General features: G+C 71.2%; 21 protein-coding genes and 1 tRNA gene. 17 read left to right on the forward strand and 5 right to left on the reverse strand.

Going from position 1 to position 22,764, the window contains the following annotated elements; translation table 11 throughout:
- Nucleotides 1–826: 826 nt before the first annotated feature.
- From EJ357_RS40660 to EJ357_RS40675, 4 genes are all read left to right on the forward strand, one after another.
- Nucleotides 827–1,261: a roadblock/LC7 domain-containing protein gene (locus EJ357_RS40660; protein WP_003996239.1), complete on the forward strand. Its 435-nt coding sequence runs from the start codon at nt 827–829 to the stop codon at nt 1,259–1,261.
- 2 nt (nt 1,262–1,263) lie between these two features.
- Nucleotides 1,264–1,635: a DUF742 domain-containing protein gene (locus tag EJ357_RS40665; RefSeq protein ID WP_126400704.1), complete on the forward strand. Its 372-nt coding sequence runs from the start codon at nt 1,264–1,266 to the stop codon at nt 1,633–1,635.
- Nucleotides 1,613–2,212, forward strand: a complete 600-nt coding sequence (locus tag EJ357_RS40670; RefSeq protein WP_126396810.1) for a GTP-binding protein — start codon at nt 1,613–1,615, stop codon at nt 2,210–2,212. Before EJ357_RS40665 ends, EJ357_RS40670 begins: the two co-directional genes overlap by 23 nt.
- Before the next feature lie 61 nt (nt 2,213–2,273).
- Nucleotides 2,274–2,852, forward strand: coding sequence for a GAF domain-containing protein (locus tag EJ357_RS40675; RefSeq protein ID WP_126396812.1), 579 nt, complete (start codon nt 2,274–2,276; stop codon nt 2,850–2,852).
- Between the two features lie 136 nt (nt 2,853–2,988).
- Here EJ357_RS40675 and EJ357_RS40680 read toward each other — a convergent pair whose 3' ends face one another.
- Nucleotides 2,989–3,594, reverse strand: coding sequence for a GPP34 family phosphoprotein (locus EJ357_RS40680; protein WP_126396814.1), 606 nt, complete (start codon nt 3,592–3,594; stop codon nt 2,989–2,991).
- 306 nt (nt 3,595–3,900) lie between these two features.
- Between EJ357_RS40680 and tdh the strand changes: the two genes are divergently transcribed.
- The 10 genes from tdh to EJ357_RS40730 all read left to right on the forward strand — a co-directional run bounded on the left by tdh (nt 3,901) and on the right by EJ357_RS40730 (nt 13,486).
- Entirely contained in the window at nt 3,901–4,929 is a 1,029-nt protein-coding gene (gene tdh / locus EJ357_RS40685) for an L-threonine 3-dehydrogenase (RefSeq protein ID WP_126396816.1), read from the forward strand.
- 53 nt (nt 4,930–4,982) lie between these two features.
- Nucleotides 4,983–6,176, forward strand: a complete 1,194-nt coding sequence (locus EJ357_RS40690; protein WP_126396818.1) for a glycine C-acetyltransferase — start codon at nt 4,983–4,985, stop codon at nt 6,174–6,176.
- 36 nt (nt 6,177–6,212) lie between these two features.
- Entirely contained in the window at nt 6,213–7,115 is a 903-nt protein-coding gene (locus EJ357_RS40695) for a LysR family transcriptional regulator (protein WP_126396820.1), read from the forward strand.
- Nucleotides 7,116–7,161: 46 nt separating this feature from the next.
- A complete protein-coding gene (locus EJ357_RS40700) occupies nt 7,162–7,752 on the forward strand; it encodes a helix-turn-helix domain-containing protein (protein ID WP_126396822.1) in 591 nt (196 codons plus the stop codon).
- A complete protein-coding gene (locus tag EJ357_RS40705) occupies nt 7,749–8,282 on the forward strand; it encodes a GNAT family N-acetyltransferase (RefSeq protein WP_126396823.1) in 534 nt (177 codons plus the stop codon). Before EJ357_RS40700 ends, EJ357_RS40705 begins: the two co-directional genes overlap by 4 nt.
- A 30-nt stretch (nt 8,283–8,312) precedes the next feature.
- Entirely contained in the window at nt 8,313–8,672 is a 360-nt protein-coding gene (locus tag EJ357_RS40710; protein WP_175647699.1) for an MmcQ/YjbR family DNA-binding protein, read from the forward strand.
- A 123-nt stretch (nt 8,673–8,795) separates the two neighbouring features.
- Nucleotides 8,796–8,869: transfer RNA gene (locus tag EJ357_RS40715), tRNA-Pro, on the forward strand.
- A gap of 226 nt (nt 8,870–9,095) precedes the next feature.
- On the forward strand, nt 9,096–10,568 hold the full coding sequence (locus tag EJ357_RS49785) for a tetratricopeptide repeat protein (RefSeq protein ID WP_228472761.1): 1,473 nt from the start codon (nt 9,096–9,098) through the stop codon (nt 10,566–10,568).
- Nucleotides 10,569–10,648: 80 nt separating this feature from the next.
- Nucleotides 10,649–12,556 carry a serine/threonine-protein kinase gene (locus tag EJ357_RS40725; RefSeq protein ID WP_228472762.1) on the forward strand — a complete coding sequence of 636 codons (1,908 nt, stop codon included), beginning with the start codon at nt 10,649–10,651 and terminating at the stop codon, nt 12,554–12,556.
- A 141-nt stretch (nt 12,557–12,697) separates the two neighbouring features.
- Nucleotides 12,698–13,486 carry an FHA domain-containing protein gene (locus EJ357_RS40730; protein WP_126396830.1) on the forward strand — a complete coding sequence of 263 codons (789 nt, stop codon included), beginning with the start codon at nt 12,698–12,700 and terminating at the stop codon, nt 13,484–13,486.
- A gap of 73 nt (nt 13,487–13,559) precedes the next feature.
- On the opposite strand, the gene EJ357_RS40735 is transcribed toward EJ357_RS40730, so the two are convergent.
- The gene (locus EJ357_RS40735; protein ID WP_126396832.1) at nt 13,560–15,575 is read right to left on the reverse strand and encodes a serine/threonine-protein kinase; all 2,016 of its coding nucleotides are present in this window, start codon (nt 15,573–15,575) and stop codon (nt 13,560–13,562) included.
- Nucleotides 15,576–15,804: 229 nt separating this feature from the next.
- Between EJ357_RS40735 and EJ357_RS40740 the strand changes: the two genes are divergently transcribed.
- Entirely contained in the window at nt 15,805–16,587 is a 783-nt protein-coding gene (locus tag EJ357_RS40740) for a polysaccharide lyase family 7 protein (RefSeq protein WP_126396834.1), read from the forward strand.
- Here the strand turns inward: EJ357_RS40740 and EJ357_RS40745 are convergent.
- Nucleotides 16,578–18,518, reverse strand: coding sequence for a SpoIIE family protein phosphatase (locus tag EJ357_RS40745; protein WP_126396836.1), 1,941 nt, complete (start codon nt 18,516–18,518; stop codon nt 16,578–16,580). The two genes, EJ357_RS40740 and EJ357_RS40745, sit on opposite strands and share 10 nt — an antisense overlap.
- Nucleotides 18,469–19,113 (reverse strand): class I SAM-dependent DNA methyltransferase, encoded by a 645-nt coding sequence (locus tag EJ357_RS40750; protein WP_126400707.1) that lies wholly within the window; start codon nt 19,111–19,113, stop codon nt 18,469–18,471. Before EJ357_RS40750 ends, EJ357_RS40745 begins: the two co-directional genes overlap by 50 nt.
- A 448-nt stretch (nt 19,114–19,561) precedes the next feature.
- On the opposite strand from EJ357_RS40750, the gene EJ357_RS40755 reads away from it, so the two are divergent.
- Both EJ357_RS40755 and EJ357_RS40760 read left to right on the forward strand, forming a co-directional pair.
- Nucleotides 19,562–20,626 carry a P-loop NTPase family protein gene (locus EJ357_RS40755; protein ID WP_126396838.1) on the forward strand — a complete coding sequence of 355 codons (1,065 nt, stop codon included), beginning with the start codon at nt 19,562–19,564 and terminating at the stop codon, nt 20,624–20,626.
- Between the two features lie 2 nt (nt 20,627–20,628).
- A complete protein-coding gene (locus EJ357_RS40760; RefSeq protein WP_126396840.1) occupies nt 20,629–22,371 on the forward strand; it encodes an ATP-binding cassette domain-containing protein in 1,743 nt (580 codons plus the stop codon).
- A 94-nt stretch (nt 22,372–22,465) separates the two neighbouring features.
- Here the strand turns inward: EJ357_RS40760 and EJ357_RS40765 are convergent, their stop codons facing one another.
- A complete protein-coding gene (locus tag EJ357_RS40765; protein ID WP_126396842.1) occupies nt 22,466–22,753 on the reverse strand; it encodes a hypothetical protein in 288 nt (95 codons plus the stop codon).
- Nucleotides 22,754–22,764 lie beyond the last annotated feature (11 nt).

Consider the following 22,764-nt stretch of genomic DNA (forward strand, 5'->3'; position numbering starts at 1 on the left):
GGCACATGGATGTCGGGCGCGCTGATGGCGGGCATAGGGATTCCGACCACATGGGCGGCGGCTATGTGGCCGACGAATCCACGGAGTTGAGGCACGGGGACTCCGGTCGCATGGGGCCCGGGCACATGGGCGGCGCGCACATGGATGCGGGTGCGGGGCACGTTGGCGTGGGCCACATGGATGCTCCGCACACATCGTCGGGCCACATGACGCACACGATGTCGGGGCACATGGCGTCGGGGCACATGGCATCGAGCCACGCAACCCCTGCCTACACGGGCCTGGCCCCCATGGATGAGGGCCACAGGGACGTCGGCCACATGGATTCGGCCCGCACGGCCGCCACCCCGACCACCACCCACACCGCGTATCCGACGACCCCCTCCTACACACCCCCACCACTCACGACCTCCGCCAGGACATCGCTCACCCCGGACCCGACCCGTCCGGAACCCACACCCTCTGAGCCCACCCGTCTGGAGACCGTGCGCCCGGCGTCGATCCGGCTGGAGCCGACGAGCCTCCCGACGAGCCTCGACCCAGGACGTCCGCAGCCCACCCGTCTGCGCCCGACCTCTCTGGATGCACTCCACACAGACGTGACCCCCATGACCACCCGGCCCCACATGGACGTATCACCCATGGACCCGGCCCACAGGACCGAAACGCACCCCGGGTCCGCGCCCGGTACCGACCACACCACCCGGCACGACGGGAGCGCACCAGCCGGATGACCACGCCCCTGACCAGCTCGAAGTCCGCCTGGGAGGCCACCCCCACCCCCAGCGCTCCCGCAGACCTTCGTACCTCAAGGAGTCGATCCATCATGGCGAGCGAAGCGCCGACCGCTCATGTGTCCGATCTCGACTGGCTGATGAGCGGCCTCGTGCAGCGCGTACCGCACACGACCAGTGCGGTGCTCCTCTCCTGCGACGGGCTCGTGAAGTCGGTTCACGGCCTCGACCCGGACAGCGCCGACCACATGGCCGCCCTGGCCTCCGGCCTGTACTCGCTCGGCCGCAGCGCCGGAGTCCGCTTCGGCGACGGCGGGGACGTGCGCCAGGTCGTCGTCGAGCTCGACTCGACGCTGCTGTTCGTGACCACGGCAGGTTCCGGCACCTGCCTCGCCGTGCTGGCCGGCCGTGAGGCCGACGCGGCGGTGCTGGGCTATGAGATGGCGATGCTGGTCAAGAGCGTCCGCCCGTACCTGGTCACCGCACCCCGCCAGCACTCCGTCGAACCCTCGGCGATGAGGCCTTGAACGTGACGGCGGCGGGCGACGGGCCCTGGCTCGACGACGCGGCCGGACGGCTGGTGCGCCCCTTCACGGTCAGCAACGGCCGTACCCGGCCCACCATCGCACTCGACCTCATGTCGCAGGTGAGGGCCACCGGGGCGACCCCCCTCGGCTACCTCGGCCCCGAGCACGAGCAGGCGCTCGACCTGTGCCGCGCTCCCGTCTCGGTCGCCGAGGTCGCCGCCCACCTGAAGCTGCCGGCGGCGGTCACCAAGGTGCTGCTGTCGGACCTCGTCGACGGCGGGGCGCTCACCACCAAGCCCCCCGAGTTCCACCACAACCCGACAGACCGGGCTCTTCTGGAGGCAGTGCTCGATGGACTACGACGACAGCTCTGACCCCTTCCCCACCGCGCTGAAGATCTTGGTGGCGGGAGGGTTCGGGGTCGGCAAGACGACCTTCGTCGGCGCGGTGAGCGAGATCGCGCCGCTCAGCACGGAGGAACTGCTCACCACGGTCAGCGCCGCGACCGACAGCCTCGAGGGAGTGGAGAACAAGGTCGAGACGACGGTGGCCATGGACTTCGGCCGCATCACGCTCGATCCGGAACACGTCCTGTATCTGTTCGGCACACCCGGACAGGAACGGTTCTGGTTCATGTGGGACGAGCTCTCCGAGGGTGCGCTCGGCGCGGTCATCCTCGCCGACACCCGGCGGCTGGAGGACTGCTTCGCCGCCGTCGACTTCTTCGAGCAGCGCGGCCTCGGCTTCATCGTCGCGATCAACGAGTTCGACGGCGGCTACCGGTACGACCCCGAGGAGGTCCGCGCCGCCATCGACCTCGATCCGGAGATCCCCGTCGTCCGCTGTGACGCCCGGATCTCCAGCTCCGGTGTGCAGACCCTGCTGACCCTCGTACGGCATCTCATCGCCCACACGCCGGCACCCGCGCCCAGTCACGGCGCCCACATGTGACACCCGCACACACCAGAACGGAGCCGCATATGATCCACGCCCACGGCGACGGAACCCACGCATGAGCTATGGCCCACCTCGCCCAGTCGCCCGCCTGCTGCTCACCCCCGAGGACAAGGAGGCACCCGCCCGTGCACGGCGACTGCTCCGACTGGGTCTGGGAGAACAACCGGATCCGGCCCTCGATGTCTTCGCGGATCATCTCGCCGAGCTCACCGGTGCGCCGTACGCCATGGTCAACTTCATCGGCGAGAACCGGCAGTTCTTCGCCGGCCTCCATGTGCGGCAGTCAGTGAGCCTTGAGAGGGCCGCCGACTCCAAGCCGGTCCTGGGCCGGCCCATGGAACGCGACCATGGGTTCTGCCCTCATGTGGTGGTCCGACACAAGGCGCTGGTGCTGGAGGACGTCCGTGACTATCCGCGGTTCGCGGGGAATCCGATCGTGGACGAGTTCGGCATCCGCTCCTATCTGGGCGCCCCGCTCATCGACTCCACGGGGATGGCGCTGGGCACGGTGTGCGTCGTCGACATGGAGCCGCGGCCGTGGGGCAAGGCGGGGCTGGAGACCATCAAGGCGTCGGCGGCGGATCTGGTGGTGCGGCTGGAACGGCGGGCGGCGGACGGGCTGCCCCTGCTGTGACGGCGCGGACCGCCCGATCGCCGGTGAGCGCAGATCGGCATGGCGGACGCGGTCGTCGTCACCGAGGCCCGGGAGTGCGATGACATCACGGTGACCGACCTGGTCCTGCTGTGCGCCCGCTGACTGCCATCTGCTCCTAGAAGCCGCGCCAGACGTTGTCGAACGCGGCGTCCTCGATCGCCTTCCGCTGCCGTACGGCCTCCAGCTCCATCACCGCGTCGCCGACCGCGGCCAGCACGGTCGCGGCCACGTCATCGGTGAGCGCCTCGGTGTCCTCGGCCGGCTCGTCCGCGATCCCGGCGGCGGCAGCGAGGGTGGCGAGGACGGGCTCGCCCGCCGCCCACCGCTCCTCGGCCCGGCGCCGGGTCTGCGAGTCGGCCGGCTCCGTCCGCCCGGCACGCAGCGGAATCCGGAGGCCACGCGGCCGGGTCGTCAGCCCGATCCGCTCCAGGTCGTCGATGTAGGCCGAGGACAACCCTCGGCCCCTGCGCCACAGCCAGTCCTCGACCGACTCGTACGGCTCCTGTCGTACGAGCGTCGAGGCGGCCTCGTCCAACAGGCGGTCGCCCGTCGGTGCCTGGGCGTTGGGCACCATGCGGTCGTCGGCGACGACGAGGGCCCGGGCCTCGATGAGGTCGAACACCTCGGCCCCGGCGAGGGCGAGGGACAGTTCGCCCTGCTCGACCGGCTTGTCCGGCGCCACGACCAGGGCGACGATCGCTAGGTCCTGTGCGGTGGTCATGAGCGGCTCCAAGTCAGTCCGTACGGGGTTTTGTGTCGTACTGCGACCAGCATGCCGGTACCCGCGCCGCAGCGGTGCTGACGCCCAAGAACTCGACGCCGAACAGGACCGCGGATACGAGAGCGGCCGCGGGATCGCACCCACCCGGGCCGAGGGCGTGAAGGAAAGCTGTGGCGGCGCTTAAGAAATCCTCGATGGACCGGGGCGCCGCCGTACGGCAGATTGCTACGCGATTCCACCCCTCTCCCCGGTCGCGGGCTCCTTCGGCATGCCCACGGCCAGGACTCACCCTCAGGAGCCGTAGCGTTGAAGGCGCTGGTCAAGGACAAGGCGGAGCCCGGGCTCTGGCTCGCGGACGTCCCGGATCCGTCCGTCGGACCCGGAGACGTACTGATCAAGGTGCTGCGCACCGGCATCTGCGGCACCGACCTGCACATCCGGTCCTGGGACGGCTGGGCGCAGCAGGCGATCCGCACCCCGCTCGTGGTCGGCCACGAGTTCGTCGGCGAGGTCGTGGAGACCGGCCGGGACGTCACCGACATCAGTGTCGGTGACCGGGTCAGTGGCGAGGGCCATCTGGTGTGCGGGAAGTGCCGTAACTGCCTAGCCGGGCGGCGGCACCTGTGCCGGGCCACCATAGGGCTCGGCGTCGGACGCGACGGTGCCTTCGCCGAGTACGTCGCCCTGCCTGCGGCCAATGTGTGGGTACACCGTGTGCACGTCGACCTGGACGTCGCCGCGATCTTCGATCCGTTCGGCAACGCCGTGCACACCGCGCTGTCCTTCCCGCTGGTCGGCGAGGACGTCCTGATCACCGGTGCCGGCCCGATCGGCCTGATGGCGGCGGCGGTCGCCCGGCACGCGGGTGCCCGCAACGTCGTGATCACCGACGTGAGTGAGGAGCGGCTGGAGCTGGCCCGCAAGGTGGGCGTGAGCCTCGCGCTGAACGTGTCGCAGGTGAGCATCGCCGACGGGCAGCGCGAACTCGGTCTGCGTGAGGGCTTCGACATCGGCCTGGAGATGTCCGGCCGGGCCGAGGCCATGCGCGACATGATCGCCAACATGACGCACGGCGGCCGTATCGCCATGCTCGGTCTGCCGGCGCAGGAGTTCCCGGTCGACTGGGCCCGCATCGTGACCTCGATGATCACGATCAAGGGCATCTACGGCCGCGAGATGTTCGAGACCTGGTACGCGATGTCCGTGCTGCTGGAAGGCGGCCTCGACCTCGCGCCCGTGATCACCGGCCGGTACGGCTACCGCGACTTCGAGGCGGCGTTCGCCGACGCCGCGAGCGGCCGCGGCGGCAAGGTCATCCTCGACTGGACCGCGTAGCCCACAGGCCCCGTAACCCCCTTTCCGCGCAAGCACTTTTAGGAGCTTCCCTCATGTTCGACTCCGTGCGCGACGACCTGCGCGCCACCCTCGACGAGATCCGTGCCGCGGGCCTGCACAAGCCTGAGCGCGTCATCGGCACCCCGCAGTCCGCGACCGTGGACGTCACCGCGGGCGGCCGCCCCGGCGAGGTCCTCAACTTCTGTGCCAACAACTACCTCGGTCTCGCCGACCACCCCGAGGTGGTGGCCGCCGCCCACGAGGCACTGGACCGCTGGGGCTACGGCATGGCGTCCGTCCGCTTCATCTGCGGCACGCAGGAGGTGCACAAGGAACTGGAGGCCAGGCTCTCGGCGTTCCTCGGCCAGGAGGACACGATCCTGTACTCCTCCTGCTTCGACGCCAACGGCGGCGTGTTCGAGACGCTCCTCGGCCCGGAGGACGCGGTGATCTCCGACGCCCTCAACCACGCGTCGATCATCGACGGCATCCGCCTGTGCAAGGCCCGCCGCTTCCGCTACGCCAACCGTGATCTGGCCGATCTGGAGCGGCAGTTGAAGGAGGCCGCGGGTGCGCGGCGCAAGCTGATCGTCACCGACGGCGTCTTCTCCATGGACGGCTACGTGGCCCCGCTCCGCGAGATCTGCGACCTCGCCGACCGCTACGACGCCATGGTCATGGTCGACGACTCGCACGCCGTCGGCTTCGTCGGCCCCGGCGGCCGCGGCACCCCCGAGCTGCACGGCGTCATGGACCGCGTCGACATCATCACCGGCACCCTCGGCAAGGCCCTCGGCGGCGCTTCCGGCGGCTACGTCGCCGCCCGCGCCGAGATCGTCGCCCTGCTGCGCCAGCGCTCGCGGCCGTACCTCTTCTCGAACACCCTGGCCCCGGTGATCGCGGCGGCCTCCCTCAAGGTCCTCGACCTGCTGGAGTCGGCGGACGACCTGCGCGTCCGGCTGGCCGAGAACACCGCGCTGTTCCGCAGCCGTATGACCGAGGAGGGCTTCGAGATCCTCCCCGGCGACCACGCCATCGCGCCCGTGATGATCGGCGACGCGGCGAAGGCCGCCCGGCTGGCGGAGCTGCTGCTGGAGCGGGGCGTGTATGTGATCGGCTTCTCGTACCCGGTGGTGCCGCACGGCCAGGCCCGGATCCGCGTCCAGCTGTCCGCCGCGCACTCCACGGACGACGTCAACCGTGCCGTGGACGCCTTCGTGGCGGCGCGGGCGGAGCTGGAGGGCTGACCCGGAGCGCACGGGGCATTTGAGACAATCGATCGCATGATCGAAGCGCGGCGGCTCCACATCCTCCGTGCGGTGGCCGACCACCGCACGGTGACGGCGGCTGCCGCCGCGCTGTATCTGACCCCGTCCGCCGTCTCCCAGCAGCTGGCCGCGCTGGAGCAGGAGACGGGCCACCGTCTGGTCGAGCGCAGCGCCAAGGGTGTACGGCTCACCCCGGCCGGCGAGATCCTGCTCAGCCACACCAACGCGGTCCTGGCCCAGCTGGAGCGGGCGGAGGCCGAGCTCGCGGCGTACAGCTCCGGCGCGGCCGGCACGGTCACCGTCGCCTCCTTCGCGACCGGCATCGCCCAGGTCGTAGCCCCCGCGGTGGCCCGCCTCGCCGGGGCGGCGCCAGGCATTCGCCTCCGGGTCCAGGACGCGGAGGGCGACGCGAGCCTGCCGATGGTGCTGGACCGGCAGGTGGATGTGGCGGTCGCCGTCGAGTACCGCGGGGCGCCGCCCGCCGACGATCCGCGCCTGAGCCACGTACCGCTGTACGCCGAGCCCTTCGACGCGGTCGTCCCCGTCACCCACCGCCTGGCCGACACCGCCGAGATCCCCCTCGCCGACCTGGCCAAGGACCCGTGGATCGGCCCGTACCCCGGCAACCCCTGCCACGACGTGGTCGTCCTGGCCTGCGAGAACGCGGGTTTCCAGCCCCGCCTCGAACACTCCTCGGACGACTTCCGCGCGGTCGTCGCCCTCGCCTCGGCCGACGCGGGCGTGGCCCTCGTACCGCGCTCGGCACTGCGCGGGATGGACCTCACGGGCGTCGTCGTACGACCCGTCGACGGGGTGGCGCCCACACGCCGGGTCTTCGCGGCGGTACGCCGCGGGGCCGAGGAGCATCCGCTGATCCGGCCGGTGCTGGAGGCGCTCGGGGAGGCGGCGGGGGAGTGAGCCGCTCGTAACACCGACGTTTCATATATGGGATAGCGTCCCGGATATGAAACAGCGAAGTGTGGACGGTGCCGAGGCACCCGACCCGGTCGACGCCCGCCTGGGCGCCCGCCTGGCCGAGTTGCGGGCCGAACGCGGCTGGTCCCTCGGGGAGTTGGCGGAACGCAGCGGCGTGAGCCGTTCGACGCTGTCCCGGGCCGAGCGGGCGGAGATCAGTCCCACCGCCTCGCTGTTGAACCGCCTGTGTCACGTCTACGGGCGGACCATGTCGCAGCTGCTCAGCGAGGTGGAGTCCGAGCCGGCGCTGCTGGTGCGGGCGGCCGAGCAGCCGGTGTGGGAGGACCGTTCCTCCGGCTTCGTACGACGATCCGTGTCGCCGCCGCACGCCGGGCTGCGCGGCGAGATCGTCGAGGGACGGCTCACGGCGGGCGCCGACATCGCGTACGACCGGCCGCCCGTGCCGGGGCTGGAGCAGCACATCTGGGTGCTGGAAGGGGAGCTCGACGTGACGGTTCAGGAGGCCGAGCACCGTCTCGGCGCCGGGGACTGCCTGCGGATGAGGGTGTGGGGGCCGACGCGGTTCCGGTGTGCGGGGCCCGAGGCGGTGCGGTACGTGCTGGCGGTGGTGCTGCCGTGATCGTGACGCGACTGGACGAGGCCCAACTACTCGACCGGGCGGGGGAGTTGGCCGACCTGTTGGTCGACACCGTGGCGGGCGGCGCCTCCATCGGCTTCCTCGCCCCTGTGGACCGTACTGCGGCCATGGCGTGGTGGAAGGAGCGGGCGGTCGCCGTCGCCGCAGGGGAGTTGGCCGTGTGGGCGGCATGTGAGGGCGAGCGGACGGTCGGCACGGTCAGCCTCGCCTTTCCCGGCAAGCCCAACAGCCGCCACCGGGCCGAGCTGGTCAAGCTGATGGTGCACCGGGACGCGCGGGGCCAGGGCCTCGGCCGCAGGCTCCTCGCGACGGCGGAAGAGGCGGCGATCGACGCGGGAGTCACCCTCCTCCACCTGGACACCGAGACCGACAGCCTTGCCGAGCGGCTCTACGGCTCGGCCGGGTGGACCCGGGCCGGGGTGATCCCCGACTTCGCGGCGAGCCCGACGGGGGTTCTGCGGCCGACGACGATCTACTACAAGTACGTCGGTGTTACTGCTCTCACCAGGTGATTGTCAGTGACAGCCGCTACGGTGCCTTGCATGCCGGATGCCGAAGACGTACACCGTATCGCCCTGTCTCTGCCGGACACGACGGAGAAGATCGCCTGGAACATGCCCACGTTCCGGGTCGCGGGCAAGATGTTCGCCACGCTGCCCGAGGACGAGACCTCCATCGCGGTGCGCTGCCCCAAGGAGGAGCGCGACGAACTGGTCCTGGCCGAGCCGGACAAGTTCTGGATCGCCGACCACGAAGCACAGTTCGCCTGGGTACGGGTCCGGCTCGCGGCCCTGGAGAGCGAGGCCGAACTGCGCGACATCCTGGCGGACTCCTGGCGCCAGGCGGCACCGACACGGCTGCAGGACGCGTACCCCGAGTTGGGCCTGCCGGCCGGGGAATGATCATCCGCGCGACGCGGGCAGGGGGCTCCCCCGACGCATAGAAAGGGGTGCGCGACCACCGACCCGAGTGCGGTATTGTTTCTATGCGCGTTCGGCCGGGGGAAACCCCAGGTCAGGCGGCATCGGGACGTGGCGCAGCTTGGTAGCGCACTTGACTGGGGGTCAAGGGGTCGCAGGTTCAAATCCTGTCGTCCCGACTTGCTGAGGAGCAGGTCAGAGGCCGTATCGGAGTATTCCGATACGGCCTTTTCGATTTGTTCGGGGACCAACGGCGCGCAACAGCCATGTCCGCTCCGCGCCCCATGAGCCGTCGGGCTCGGTGAAGAGTAGGCGCACCCCGTCAACAGGCCTCCGGGACCCGTCCCGGCCGCGCGGACGCACCATACGGGCGCCGGACCCGTTCCGTGACCGGGGGAGACCAGGATGAACGACCCGACGCGCGCCGTACCCGCCATGCCGAACCACCCGCCCGACGAGGTCAGGGTGAACGACCCGTTCGCCGTCGCCCTGGGCAACGCGTCGATGCTCGGCGTCGGTTATCTGATGCTGCGCCGGCGCCGGCTCGCTCTCGCCGCCGTGGTCGTGAGCGTCGTGCTGATGTCCCGGCTCGTCTCGACGGCCGACCCGGCGTACGAAGTCGCCGTGCTCGGGTGGTGGGTGGCCGTCGTCGGGCACGGGTGGTTCCTGGCGCGCAGAGGCAGAGGCAGAGGCAGAGGCAGAGGCGGAGGCGAAGGCGGAGGCGGCGGCAGGGGCTCGGTGCGCGGGCGGCGCCTGGTCGCGCTCGGCGTCACGCTGCCGGTTCTGCTGGCCGTAGGGCTCCTGCGGTTCGAGGCCTCGAGCATCGGGCAGAGCGTGACCGACGCCCGCGAACGCGGCGACTGCGCAGGGGTGTTGAGCGCGCAGGACGAGGGGTGGCTCGGCCACCGCATCGCCGACGCACCACTGAGCGCCCGCGGCGACGACGTCGTACGGGCATGTGACCGGCTGCGCACGGCCCGCGCCGAGCTGGCGACCGCGCTGAGCGGGGACACCGATGCCCTGAAGCAGGGCTTCGGGACGCTCGCGTCGGTTCTCGCGGAGCCCGGCAACGAGAAGACGGTCGAGACCACCCTCGACGGGTTCCTGCGCGGCCTGCCCACCAGGGACTCCTGCGAGACGGTCACCGTCACCGACTGGCTCCACGATCGCGGGCGCAGCGACGACGTACTGGACCGGTCCGCCGGCACCGCCGAGCGGACCGCGCCCGGCGCGCTGGTCGGGTGCGGTGACGATCTCATGGCGGACGACAGCTGGGAGCAGGCCCGGACGCACTACCAGCAGCTGCTCGACCGGTACCCCGACGACGAACTCGCGGACCGGGCCCGGAAGGGAGCGAGGAAGGCCACGCTGAGCATCGAGCTCGCCAACGTGCGCAACCTGCTCTCGGGAGGAACCGACACACAGCCCGAGTACTGCTCCCACCCGGCGAAGTACAGCGGCGCCAAGCCCGTCGGCAAGGGCGCCAACCGCGCGCTGTTCTACGCCTCCGACGAGTACGGCGTCGCGTCCGACTACCCGAAGCGGTTCCCCGCCTCCTGGAAGGCGGGTGACGTGGACGACGCGGTGCTGGTGGTCTGCATGGGCGAGGAGAGGCATGGACCGTCCGTCGAGACCTGTCCGTACGAGAGCGAGTCCTCCGGCGCCCTCTCGTACGTGAGCTTCCACAAGATCGAGATCCCGGTGAAGGTCTACGAGGTGCGCACCGGCAAGCTGATCGCCGACCGCACCGTCCGGATCGGCGGCACCAGTTGCCCCTCGGTCTTCTACGCCGAGGCGGGCTCCGCCCCGGGGCCGAGGTACGTCGACGCGTCCAAGTCCGATGTGAACGCCGCCTTCCGGCCGTTGGTGGTCCGGTGAACGGCGGCGCGGACCGTGGGGTGACCGGAGGGGAGATCACGGCGGCCGCTCCGGAAGGGCACCCGAGGAAGGGGGCGTTGGTGACACGGGAGGAACGGGTCATCGCCGGGCGGTACCGGCTGGGGCGGCGGCTGGGTTCCGGAGGCGGGGGAGACGTCTGGCTCGCCGAGGACGAGGAGCTGCGGGTCCGGGTCGCGGTCAAGGAGATCGACGTACCGCGCGAGCCGAAGTCATCCGCCGACGACCCGGCCGGCCGGGGCCGCAAGGAGGCCCTGAAGGCGGCGCAGTTGCGCGAGCACCCGAACGTGATCACGGTGTACGACGTGGTGGAGGACGACGGCCGCCCCTGGATCGTGATGGAGTACCTGGAGGGCACGCGGGACCTGCGCGCCGTGGTGAACGAGCGCGGTGCGCTGCCCAGCGACGAGGTGGCCGGGCTCGGGGCGGCCGCCCTTGACGCCCTGTGCGCCGGACACCGGCTCGGCATCATCCACCGGGACGTGAAGCCCTCCAACATCCTGCTGGCGCCGGACCATTCGGGCGCCGCCGATCGCCGGGTCCTGCTCACGGACTACGGCATCTCGCTGTGGCCCCGCGAGACCCGCGTCACCGAGAGCGGCATGGTGGTCGGTACCCCGGGCTTCCTGGCGCCCGAGCGGCTGTCCGGCGGCGAGGCGACGCCCGCGACCGACCTGTTCTCGCTCGGAGTCACCCTCTACTTCGCCGTCGAGGGCACCTCCCCGTTCGAACGGGACACGCTCGACGCCTCGCTCATGGCGGCGCTGACCACCGAACCCGACCTGCCTCAGCGGGCGAGCGATCCGCTGAGCCGGGTGATCATGGGGCTGTTGGCCAAGGATCCGGCGGAGCGCATGCAGCCGGAGCGGGCGCGCGAACTGCTGGCCGAGGCCATGGGAAGCGGGGCTGCTGCGACGTCACTTCCCGTGCCCACCGGAGCGGCTCCGAAGTCGGCCTCTTCCGGGGCCGCGACCGAGTCCGGCGACGTGGTCACCGCGACGGAGCCCGCCCAAACCCCGCCGTCGTGGAGGAAGCGTCTCGCCCGCGCCCGGAGCAGGTCCGGCGAGGCTCGACCTTCCCCCGCCCGGAGAACGCCCCTGCTGCTGGCGCTCACCGCCGTGCTGGCCGCGGGCGGCGGATTCGCGTGGGGGGCCGCCACGTACCAGGGCGAGCCGGCCGAGGCGAACGGGCCGCGGGCCGGCACGAAAGCGGCCGCCACTGCGTCCCCGACGCCGACCCCGACCGTGACCCGCAGCTCCTACCCGTACGGCAGGCAGGCCGGGCTGCGAGAAGGGCTCATGCCGGGGCAGTGCGTCAACGCCGACTGGAAGGACGGGGAGTACAAGGGGCGGCCCGGGGTGAAGGTCGTCGGCTGCGACGACGATCCCGAGGGCCAGGTCATCGCGACCGTCGCGGCCGGCGGTGCCGCAGGGGCGTCCGGCGCGGGGGCGGTACGGGCCGAGTGCACCCGGCGCACCGCGGAGCTGCGCGGGACCATGGCCGCCCCGGTGCTGCACGTGCTCACACCGGAGACGGGGCAGAGCGAGCCGCCGCCCTCGGCCTGCCTGCTCTTCCTGAAGCACGCCACCCTCGGCGGCCCGCTGGGCGGCTTCCGCAAGTTCGGCGACGAGGTGTACCTCACCCAGCAGGGTCCGGGCGACTGCGTCACCTCCGTGGAGGACGAGGACGGCGAGATCACCGACACCCTGGTGAGCTGCGAGCAGCCGCACCACGAGCAGGCCGTCGGCTGGGCCTGGGCCTCGGGCGACGGCTCGGCGGACAGCGTCGACACGCATGGGCTCTGCGAGGAGAAGTACGGCGTCAACTGGGCCCGCGGCCAAGGACACGAGATGCGGGGATGGCGCTCCTCGGACGAGGAATGGGACGCCGGCTTCCGCTACGTGCTGTGCAGCGTGGGCCGGGAGGACGGCGGGAAGCTTCCGGGAGGGGTACTGAAGTCCGCGTACTGATTCCCCCGGCCCCCAGACCGTACGGGAGGGGTCCCGCAAGGGAGGCGGAGACTGGTCCGTACCTCGGGCGTACGCCGAGAACCCGTCGGACCGGGAAACCCCCTGAAGCACCCAGAAGTTCACGAACCGAGGAGACCAGCGATGCCCCTCTCCGCCAGCCTCGCGCGCGGTGTCGCGCCCGCGACGCCCGGAACCCTGCACGCCCGCACGGTCACCGGAGAGCTCAGCGCCCCGCCCCGCCACGGACTGACGGTCCGCTTCGGGCGCGGTGAGAAGCCGGACGTGGACCTGGGGGTCGGCGTGGACGACCTGCGGGTGAGCCGACGGCACGGCGAGCTGACGTACCTTCAAGGGCTGTGGTGGCTGCGCAACACCGGGCAGCAGCTCGTCCGGCTGCCGCGCGGCCGGATGATGCACCTCACCACCGAGCCGATCCCGCTCACCACCGGCTACACCCCACTGTTCGTGAAGGGCTCCGGCTACCGTGAGCACCTGGTGGAGCTGTATGTGTCCGGCCACGACGACCAGGGGCCGGTGTCGCGCCGGCACGCCGAGACCGTACGGCCGGAAACCTGGTCGCTGGACGACGACGAACGGCTGCTGCTGGTGATCCTCGGGCAGCGATACCTGCTGTACGAAGAGGAGCCCCGGCCCCTGACGTACCGTCAGGCAGCCGAGCGGCTCGCGTACCTTCGCCCCGAGGGCAAGTGGAACGAGCGCAAGATCGAGTTCCGTGTCGAGGCCGTACGCCGTCGGCTGCACGGCACCGGCTTCAAGTACCAGCTGCTGCACGACAAGTCCGAGGGCCGCCCCGTCGACAACAGTCTGCTGCAGAACCTGATCAAGGGACTCGTGGAGTCGACGACCCTCGTACCGCCGGACCTGGAGCTGATGGAGGACGAGGCGGAGTGGCCGGACTCCGCGCTCTGAGGAGGCGGCAACGGCCCTTGAGGCCAAGCCCGTCCGGCCTCCGTGTCGCCTCTCCCGTGTCACCGCTTCGGTGTCACCGCTCTCGTGTCATCCCGTCGCGGAGTTCGGCGGCTGCCGAGGCCGCGAGATCCTCGGTCATCGCGCAGAGCTTGTCCGTCGGCTGTTGCCCGTGGACGTCCAGCCGCACCATCTCGGCGGCGGTCTCGGCGTCCTGGCCGCTGTACCTGCGGTACTCGACGAAGGCCGAACAGGTGTCGCCGTCGTCGTTCGGTTCGACGACCGTGCGGTATCCGCTGAGCTTGACGGCGGTCGCGCCGTCCTCCGCGGACTTGGGCTGGTCGCGGAAGAAGCCCACTTCCACATCCAGTTCGTCGACGTCGCCGGACCACTCGCAGCTCCAGTCCGCGACGCCGACGACCGGCACGTCCACCTTGAGGCCGGGGACGACGGAGAGTGCCTTGGCGTCGAGCAGCTCGCAGGCGTTCGCCCAGGCCAGCGACGTACGCGGGTAGGCAGGTGAACGGCGGGGCAGCGGGCCCCGGTTGAGGACCTCGGCCGCGCTCGTGGCGGCCTTGTGGGCGACCGTGCACAGGGTCGCGTTGCCGCCGACCACAGTGCCCTTGCCCATGTTGACGCGGACCCCGACGAGCGTGTCCTCGGTGTCGCCGTCGGATGTCAGCAGCAGGTTGCACTCGTCGCTCTCGGCCTCCTCCTCCCGGATGCCGATCCTCCCGACGGTGCGGGAGGGATTCGACCCCTCGGGCGGCGAGCCTCGGCGCAGGCGGATCGAGACATCGATCCGGGTCTTGTCGTCGACGCCCACGAGCAGGTCGCAGCGGTCGAAGTTGCCGTAGTCCACGTCCACTTCGACCTTCCCGGCGCCGAACTGGTCGAGCGCGGCGGGGTCGGCCAGGTCGCACACGTCGGCCGTGTGCGGGTCGCCGATCAGGGCCCGCGGCTCGCCGTCCGAGGCGTTCTCGTCCAGCGTGCTCCGGCCGGGCGTGGGCGTGGCCTTGCCGGCGTCGCCGTTGTCGGGGATGAGGGCGAGCCCGAGAGCGAGTACGGCGGTGATGCCGAGCGCGGCCGCGATCAGTGGCCGACGCCGCCGGCGCCCGGTGACAGTCGTGGCCGTGTTCCCGGGGGTACTCGGGTCGGATCCGGCGACCTGCTCCAGGAGCCGCCTGACCTCGACGGCGTCGGGGCGTTGCCGGGGGTCGCGGTGGAGCATGGCGGTGAGCACGGGGTACAGGGGTCCCACGGCGGCGGCGTCCAGCTCGACGACGCCCTGCTCGGCCTTCCAGTACCTCAGTCGTTCGGCTTCCTCCCCGTCGTCCCCCGTCCCGGCGGAGCCGGCGGCCTCGTCGTCGGGTGCGTCACCGCGCGGCGGCGCGCCGGTGACCAGTGCGTGCAGGGTGGTGGCCAGGCAGAAGACGTCCGAGGCGGGCCGGGGGACGTTGCCCCGGGCCAGCTCGGGGGCGGCGTAGTCCGGCGTGAAGCTGTACGGGCCGTTGACGGTGATGGTCTCGGTGCCGCCGACCCGATAGGCGGCACCGAAGTCCAGTAACTTCGCGGCCCCGTGCCGGGTGAGACCGATGTTGGCGGGCTTGACGTCGCAGTGCACGATGCCGGCCTCGTGCAGCGCGGCCAGGGCGTCGGCGAGCTGGGCACCGATGCGGGCCCCTCGCTCGGGGGAGACCGTCGGCTTTCGGTCCAGGCCGCCGCCGGGGACGTACTCCATGACGAACCAGTAAGTCCGCGACTCGGCCCCGCTCTTCGGCCCCTCCCCGCCGTTCGGCCCCTCCCCGTCCTTCGGTCCAGCCCCGTCCTTCGGTCCTGCTGCGTCCCCCGGCACGGTCACGACGTCGAAGAGGGTCACCACGTGCGGGTGGTCGCGGAACTTGGCCATGGCGCGCGGTTCGCCGAGCAGCCGCCGTACCGCGGTCTCGCTCTCGCCGTCGGTCCGCTCCGGTTTCAGCGCGACGTCCTGGCCCACCACCGTGTCGTGTGCCAGCCACACGTCGCCGCCCCGCCCTGTGCCGATGACCTCCTTGAGGACATAGCGGTCGGCGAACTGGTCCCCGGAACGCACGGATCTTCCCCCTCGGTCGAGTCCGGAACGCACGCGGCCCAGGGCCGCCACGCGTACGAGGTCGAACCTACTGCGTGCGGCGGACCGTACGCAGGGTCTACCCAGACCCTCCATCAGTCGCACTCATGCGCAGAAGGGGCGAGTCGGCGGGCTGCGGGACCCGTCCCGGCGGGGGCGCCTACGGTACGCGTCGGCACCGAGAGAACCCCCCGACAGGAGGAGATCTTCCATGTTCCGAACGCGGACCCTCGTACTGGCCGGCATCACGGCGGCCGTCTCGACCGTCACGTTCACGCTGTCCGCCCACGCCGACGCTCCGACCCCGAACGAGCGGGCCGCGGACCGGTGCACGCACCCCGCCGAGGCACTCGACCTGACGAACTGGAAACTCACCCTGCCCACCGGCGACGACGAGGACCCCACCGAGATCACCCAACCCGAGCTGGCGACGTTCTCCGCCGACCCCTGGTTCCGGGTGGAGAGCGACTGCGCCGCCGTGAGATTCCGGGCCGCCGTCAACGGCGTGACGACCGGAGGCTCCAGCTACCCGCGCGCCGAACTCAGGGAGATGACCGACGACGGTGAGGACGAAGCAGAGTGGTCCACCACGGACGGCACCCACACCCTCGCGGTCAGGGAGGCGTTCATGGCATTGCCGCGGGAGCGGCCGTACGTGGTCGGCGCGCAGGTCCACGGAGGGGACGACGACGTCACCGTCTTCCGCCTCGAAGGCAGCAGCCTCTACATCACCGAGGGAGACGACCGCCACCACCACCTCGTCACCGACGACTACGAGCTGGGCACCGAGTTCGAGGCCAAGTTCGTGGCGAAGGACGGGGAGATCGACGTGTACTACAACGGCCGGCGGCAGACGACGATCTCCTACGACGGCGACACCAACTACTTCAAGGCAGGTGCTTACACGCAGGCCAACTGCGGCAACTCCGAGCCGTGCGGAGACGGCAACCACGGCGAGGTCCGTATCTCCCGCATCAAGGTCACTCACTCCTGAAGGGCTGAACCGGTCTCCTGGATGGGCGGCAGCGCCTGTTCGAACCACACCACTTTCCCGGTGCTCACCCTCGTCACTCCCCAGCGGCGGGCCAGCTGGTCGACCAGGAACAGGCCCCGGCCGCCCTCGTCGCTGAGGCGGGCGTGGCGCATTCTCGGGACGATGGGGGAGTCGTCCTCCACCTCGCAGCGCAGGACGTCCGTGCGCAGCAGGCGCAGGACCATCGGTCGGGAGGCGAAGCGTACGGCGTTGGCGACCACCTCGCTGACCAGGAGTTCGGTGGACTCCACCAGGTCGTCGAGGTCCCAGTCGCGCAGGGTCCTGCGGGTCAGCCGGCGGGCCTGGCGTGCGGTCTGCGGGCGCGGGGCCAGGTACCAGTACGCGACGGTCTCCGGCAGGAGGCCTTGGAAGCGGGCGGCGAGCAGGGCGACGTCGTCGTCCCGGTCTCCCGCGCCCAGCATGCCGAGGGCCTGGTCGCAGAGCAGATCCAGTGACGGGGGCGTGGATCGCGAGGCGGTTTCCCGCAGCCGGGCGCGCAGGCGCTCCACCCCGGTCAGCACGTCCGAGTCGCGGGACTCGACCAGGCCGTCGGTGTACAGCAGCAGCGTCGCTCCGGCCGGGGCGTGCAGCTCGGTGGACTCGAATCCACCGCCGCCCACCCCGATCGGTGCTCCGGGCGGTACCGGCACGACCTCCGAGCCGCCGTCGGGGTGCAGGAGCACCGGCGGTAGATGGCCGGCGTTGGACACCAGCAACCGGTGCAGCACGGGGTCGTACATGGCATACAGGCAGGTCGCCGTGTGCTCGCTGCCCAGGCGCTCCGCCTGTTCGTCGAGGTGGTGCAGGATCTCGTCCGGGGGCAGGTCGAGCCCTGCCAGGGTCTGCACGATGGTGCGCAGCTGGCCCATGATCGCGGCCGAGGTCATGGAGTGGCCCATGACGTCGCCGATGACCAGCGCGACGCGGTTGCCGGGGAGCGGGATCGCGTCGTACCAGTCGCCGCCGACCTGCGCGGTGCGGGAGGACGGCAGATAGCGGCTGGCCAGCAGGACGCCGGGCGGTTCGGGCAGCGACGGCGGGAGCATCGCGCGCTGCAGCGCGTCGGCGATGGACGCCTCGTGCGCGTACAGCACCGCCTTGTCGATGCCCAGCGCGGTGTGCGTGGCGAGCTGGGAGGCGACGAGCAGATCGTCCCCGGTGAAGTCCGGCCTGTCGGGTTCGCGGAGGAGGACGACGCTGCCCATGGCGTGGTTGCGGCCGTGCAGTGGGGCGAGGATCAGGCGCCGGCCGGGCGGTACCGCAGCGGGTGCGGTCCCGGTCTCCAGCAGCTCCACCACCGCGGATGCGGTGTCCGGGGCGTTCGCGAACACCGGGCGCCCGGCGCGCAGCAGCTCGGTGAGCCGGCCGGTGGCGGACGGGCGTACGAGGTCGGCCGCCCGGACGGGGCCGGTGGCCGGTGAAGGGGGTTCGGAGTCGCTGGTGGCCGGGCGACGCGGTGGTGCGCGGTCCGCGGTGTGCAGCCGCAGCACGCCGGGCGCGGTATCCGTCTCGTCGCCGACCGGTAGCGGAGCGTACAGGTGGACGAACGCCGCGTCCGCGAAGGCCGGCACGGCCGCGCGGCACAGTTCGTGCAGCGTCTCGTCGAGGTTCATGCCGCGGGCGATCTGCCGGGTGGCCGCGTCGAGGTACCGGAGCCGGTCGGTCTGCGGCTCGGCGGCGTCCGGCCCCTCGCTCCCCGGACGTCCGGCGGAGGCACCCGAGGCGGGCTGAGGTGTCGCCGGGTGCGACGGAGCAGCAGCTCCCCGCACGTCGGCCGCCTGCTCGCCGGTGCCTCGATCGGCTCCGAGGTCCTTCGTCACCCGTGTCCTTCCCCGTGTCGTGTCAGGTGCGCCGCCTGCAGCGCAGGAAGATCTGTACCTCGGGCGGGACATCCGCGCTCGACGGGGCGTACGTGTACAGCGATTCGTCGACGATCTCGAAGCCCGCCGCCTCGACGACCTCGCGCAACTCGTCCCGCAGATAGCCGGAGACCCGGATGGTGCTTCCGATGAACGGGATCGAGAAGTCGTCCACGTCCGCCTCCACCATCGACAGCGCGAACAGGCCGTTCGGAGGCAGCAGGTGGTGGACGGTGCGCAGCGCGAGCGGTATCTCCGCGCGCGGCAGCATGAGCAGCGAGAAGAAGGCCGTCACCGCGTCGAAGCGGCCGAGGTCCCGGGAACCTCCGGGCCGCAGATCCGCGATGTCCGCCTGGTGGAACACCCCGTTGGGCACGTTCTTGCGGGCGAGGGCGACCATCGCCTCCGACAGATCGACTCCGACGACCCGCAGTCCCGCCTCGGTCAACTGCAACGCGGTCGGGATCCCGGTGCCGCACCCCATGTCCAGCACCCGGGCCTCGCCGGGCAGGGACCGGATCAGCCACTCGGCCGACGCGACCTGCCCTTCCTTGTGCGGGAAGGCCTCGTCATAGCGGTCGCCGATGGCGTCGAATGCCTCGGCCTGGCCGGTGCGGTCGAGCGGCATGCTCTCGTAGCCGAGCTTGTCGCCAGGAGTGCTCACGGGGAATCTCCTTTGAACCCTATGTGCGATTTTTTCACAGTTATACAGAGTCGGTGACCGCCCAGGTCGGGTGACCGGCCGTTGCCCTGAATGCGGCCACAGTACGGTGCGCGTCGACGCGGAGGTGGCGGGGCCGGTGGCAGAGCTCCGCCCGGCCGAGAGGGCGCCCAACTCGCGGCAACTCACGCGGGGAGTACCCCGTCCGGAGTGCCCGATTGCTGCGGATGACCCATCGGAATGCGCACTCTGCGAGCGCATCGGATGCTGGTGCTCCGCGGGACCACGGGCTAAGGAGAAATCCATGCAGAGCGTGCGGTTCAATTCTTCCGGCAATCAGGTGGCGAAGGTTTCCTATACGGCTCGCCGCCTTGTTGAGCTGGACTACGCAAGCACCGGAACACTGGGGCTGAGAATGGAGGATGAGCCTCCACGGGCGGGTGACCTGGTGCTGTGCCGGGTCACCCAAATCGGCCAGCACAGATTCCTGGGGCAGGTACACGGAAAGCGGAATCGGCTGTTCGTCGGCGACAAGGTCGTAGTCGCCTATGGGGCCCGCTACGCCCCTGACCAATTCGAGGCGGAGGTGCCCGGCGACCTCGGGCCCTGTGACCTGGTCGCCGGAGGCGGCATAGCGGGACGGGTCGTGTCCTCCCACTCCAGAATGAAAACCCCCACCCAGTTGGAGCCACTGGGCCTGGTGACCGACGAGCACGGCGACGTCATCAACCTCGCCCGTCTGGCCCGGCCCGTGGTGCCCGCCCTCGCTCCGCGCCCGCGCACCATCGCCGTGCTCGGCACGTCGATGAACTCGGGCAAGACGACCGTGGCCGCCGCCCTCATCCGCGGCCTCGGCCTGGCAGGCCGCCGGGTCGGCGCGGCAAAGGTGACCGGCACCGGTGCGCCCGGGGATCCGACGCTGATGGCCGACGCGGGCGCGTCACGGGTCATCGACTTCACCGACCTCGGCTTCCCCACCACGTACCAACTGCCGATGCCGCAGGTGGTCCGCATTCTGCGGGGCGCGATCACCGATCTGACGAGTCACCAGGCGGACGCCATCGTGCTGGAGATCGCCGACGGGCTTCTGCAACAGGAGACGGCAGCGCTGATGCGGACACCGGAGTTCCGTACCGGCGTGGACGTCATCGTGTTCGCGGCCGCCGAATCGGTCAGCGCGGTGGCGGGCGTACGGCTGCTGCGCGAGGCGGGACTTCCCGTCATGGCGCTGAGCGGGGTGCTGACGTCGTCTCCGCTGGCCATGGCCGAAGCGGTGGCCGGCGCGGACATCCCGGCGTACGGATCGGCTGCCCTGTCCGACCCGGCCGTCGCCGAACGGCTGCTCGCGGGCGCCGTCGCAGGAGACGGCAACGCGCGGCCGGAGGACGGCAGCAGGCTGACGGATCACAGCGGGCTGCCGCAGGAGTGCAGCCGGCTGACGGACTACAGCGGTCCCCTTACGGCCGAAACAGTGGCGTGACCGTGGCGGGACGACGGCGGCGCGTCCGGATGCCGCACACGCTCGGCGGTGTGCGGCGCCGGCTGATGCTGCTGTTGGTGCTCGCCGGTTTCGGGCAGGCGGTCTGCGTGGTCGGTTTCGCAATCCTCGTGCACGGCGCGGCGTACCGCGTCACCCACGGCGGGGAGATCGCGTCCGGCCACGACCGCAGCGCCATCTACACGCACGTCGCCGGGTACGCACCCACCGCACTGGCCGTCGGACTCGTCACGTCGGCCGGTGCGACGGTGCTGCTCAAGGCGGTGGGCGAACCGCTCGCGGAGCGGCTGGCGCAGAGCTATGTGCACAGCGTCAGGATGCGGCTCTTCGACCACGTCGCCGGAAGCGAGGCGGGGGGACCGTACCGGCGCAGGGTCGGCGTGACCGTCCTGCGCTTCACCGGTGATGCCTCCGCTCTCCGGCTGTGGATCAGCAAGGGGGTGGCACCGATTCTGGTCGACGGCGTGTTCGTGACCTGCGCGCTCGTCCTTCTGGCCGTCATCGCGCCGGGTGTCGGCGCGCTGTCGGCGGTGCTGGTCCTCCTCGCCGCGGCCGCCGTCGCGCTGTTCGGGCGGCGGCTGCGCGAACGCGTACGCGAGACCAGACGGCACAACGGCAGGCTCGCCGCCTTCGTCAACGAACGGGTCACCCACACCGCCGTCATACAGTCCCTCGGCAGGGTCGCGCAGGAGCGCCGGGTCATGCGGCGGCACAGCCGTGACTACGGTCGCGCCATGGTGCGCCAGGCCCGTCTCACCGGAGCGATGTCGGCGACGGCCGAGGCGTGCGGCATCGGGATTCTGCTGATCGTGGTCACCGTGGGCCTGATAGCGGGCACCACCTGGGAGGCCCTGGCCTCGATGCTGACGGTGGCGAACTTCCTCGGCCGGCCCCTCTCCTCGCTGGTGCGGGTGCAGGAGCACTGGCAGCAGTCGCGCGTCGCCCGGCGGCGCATCGCCGAGGTCCTCGCGGCGCCGGCGCGGCTGGTCGGACCGCGCGGAGCCGAGCCGCTCGCGGACGGGCCCGGCAGCCTGGAGCTCGCGGGGCTGCGTGTGGACGGTGTCCTGGAGGCGTCGGCCGTGGCGCGGCCCGGGCAGCGGATCGTGCTGCAGGGACCCGCGGGCTCGGGAAAGTCGCTGCTGCTGCGCCTGATCGCGCGGCTGCAGGAGCCGGACGGCGGAGCGGTACTGCTCGACGGCCAGGACCTCGCCCGACACGACCCCGAGTCGGTACGGCGGATGATCAGGCTGACCAGCCCCGAACTGCCGTTGCTCCGCGGCAGCGTGGGCGAGAACCTCCGTCACGGCACACCACCGGACGCGGCCGAGGGGGCGGACGAGGAGCACATCGAGGCGCTGGCCGAGCTGCTGCCCAACGGTCTGCGCACCCGGGTGGGTGAGAACGGGCACGGCCTTTCCATGGCCGTGCGCTACCAGGTGGCGATGGTGCGGGCGCTGCGCAGCGGGCCCCGGGTGCTGCTGATGGACGAGGTCAGAGCGGAGGAAGCACTCGGGTCCGACCTGATGGAACGTCTGCTGGAGCGGTATCCGGGCACGGTCATCTACGTCACCGACGAGCCCAAGTTCGCCGCGCGCGCGGATGTGCTCTGGCGCCTCGACGACGGCAGGCTGACGGTCCATGAGCCGGTGCGCCACGAGCCGGCGGAGGAACCTCGTCCCTGCGTGTCCGACGTCCAGGGCAAGCTGGACGCTCCCCCGGTGCCCTGACCCCTTCGGCAGCGGGTCAGGGCGGGGGCTGCGGCTCCAAGTGGCCCTGCGGATCAGGCCGTTGCCGAGTACAGCAGGCAGTCCTCGGGCCGGATCAGCAGGTTGATCTCCTCGCCCTGGTGGCGGACGGGGTTCTCGGCGTGATGCGCTCGGAGCGCAGCCCGACGGTCGCGCTCTGGCCCTCGCTGATGTCCCGCGCCCGGACGACCTTCAAGTGCTGTCCGTCGTCCGTCATGCGGTGGAGGGTCTCGGCCGGGGCGGCGGTACGGACGGTGGCTTCGACCAGGGCGCGCAGTTCGTGGCCCAGTGCGGCGATCGCCGCCCGCTGGTGGTCCAGGTTCTCGGTGATCGTCGACGGGGGCTCGGTGGGTGGTGCGTTCATCGTGTTTCTCG

This window comes from Streptomyces cyaneochromogenes, from assembly GCF_003963535.1.
GTDB lineage: Bacteria > Actinomycetota > Actinomycetes > Streptomycetales > Streptomycetaceae > Streptomyces > Streptomyces shaanxiensis.

Bases quoted from the DNA above. Each gene is read 5' to 3' on its own strand.
- EJ357_RS40765 (WP_126396842.1), bottom strand. From the start codon at position 22,753: ATGAACGCACCACCCACCGAGCCCCCGTCGACGATCACCGAGAACCTG.
- EJ357_RS40740 (WP_126396834.1), top strand. From the start codon at position 15,805: ATGTTCCGAACGCGGACCCTCGTACTGGCCGGCATCACGGCGGCCGTC.
- EJ357_RS40750 (WP_126400707.1), bottom strand. From the start codon at position 19,113: ATGCCGCTCGACCGCACCGGCCAGGCCGAGGCATTCGACGCCATCGGC.
- EJ357_RS40710 (WP_175647699.1), top strand. From the start codon at position 8,313: ATGCCGGATGCCGAAGACGTACACCGTATCGCCCTGTCTCTGCCGGAC.
- EJ357_RS40680 (WP_126396814.1), bottom strand. From the start codon at position 3,594: ATGACCACCGCACAGGACCTAGCGATCGTCGCCCTGGTCGTGGCGCCG.
- EJ357_RS40670 (WP_126396810.1), top strand. From the start codon at position 1,613: ATGGACTACGACGACAGCTCTGACCCCTTCCCCACCGCGCTGAAGATC.
- EJ357_RS40755 (WP_126396838.1), top strand. From the start codon at position 19,562: ATGGAGGATGAGCCTCCACGGGCGGGTGACCTGGTGCTGTGCCGGGTC.
- EJ357_RS40675 (WP_126396812.1), top strand. From the start codon at position 2,274: ATGAGCTATGGCCCACCTCGCCCAGTCGCCCGCCTGCTGCTCACCCCC.
- EJ357_RS49785 (WP_228472761.1), top strand. From the start codon at position 9,096: ATGAACGACCCGACGCGCGCCGTACCCGCCATGCCGAACCACCCGCCC.
- EJ357_RS40690 (WP_126396818.1), top strand. From the start codon at position 4,983: ATGTTCGACTCCGTGCGCGACGACCTGCGCGCCACCCTCGACGAGATC.
- EJ357_RS40660 (WP_003996239.1), top strand. From the start codon at position 827: ATGGCGAGCGAAGCGCCGACCGCTCATGTGTCCGATCTCGACTGGCTG.
- EJ357_RS40730 (WP_126396830.1), top strand. From the start codon at position 12,698: ATGCCCCTCTCCGCCAGCCTCGCGCGCGGTGTCGCGCCCGCGACGCCC.
- EJ357_RS40695 (WP_126396820.1), top strand. From the start codon at position 6,213: ATGATCGAAGCGCGGCGGCTCCACATCCTCCGTGCGGTGGCCGACCAC.
- EJ357_RS40745 (WP_126396836.1), bottom strand. From the start codon at position 18,518: ATGTCCCGCCCGAGGTACAGATCTTCCTGCGCTGCAGGCGGCGCACCT.
- EJ357_RS40700 (WP_126396822.1), top strand. From the start codon at position 7,162: ATGAAACAGCGAAGTGTGGACGGTGCCGAGGCACCCGACCCGGTCGAC.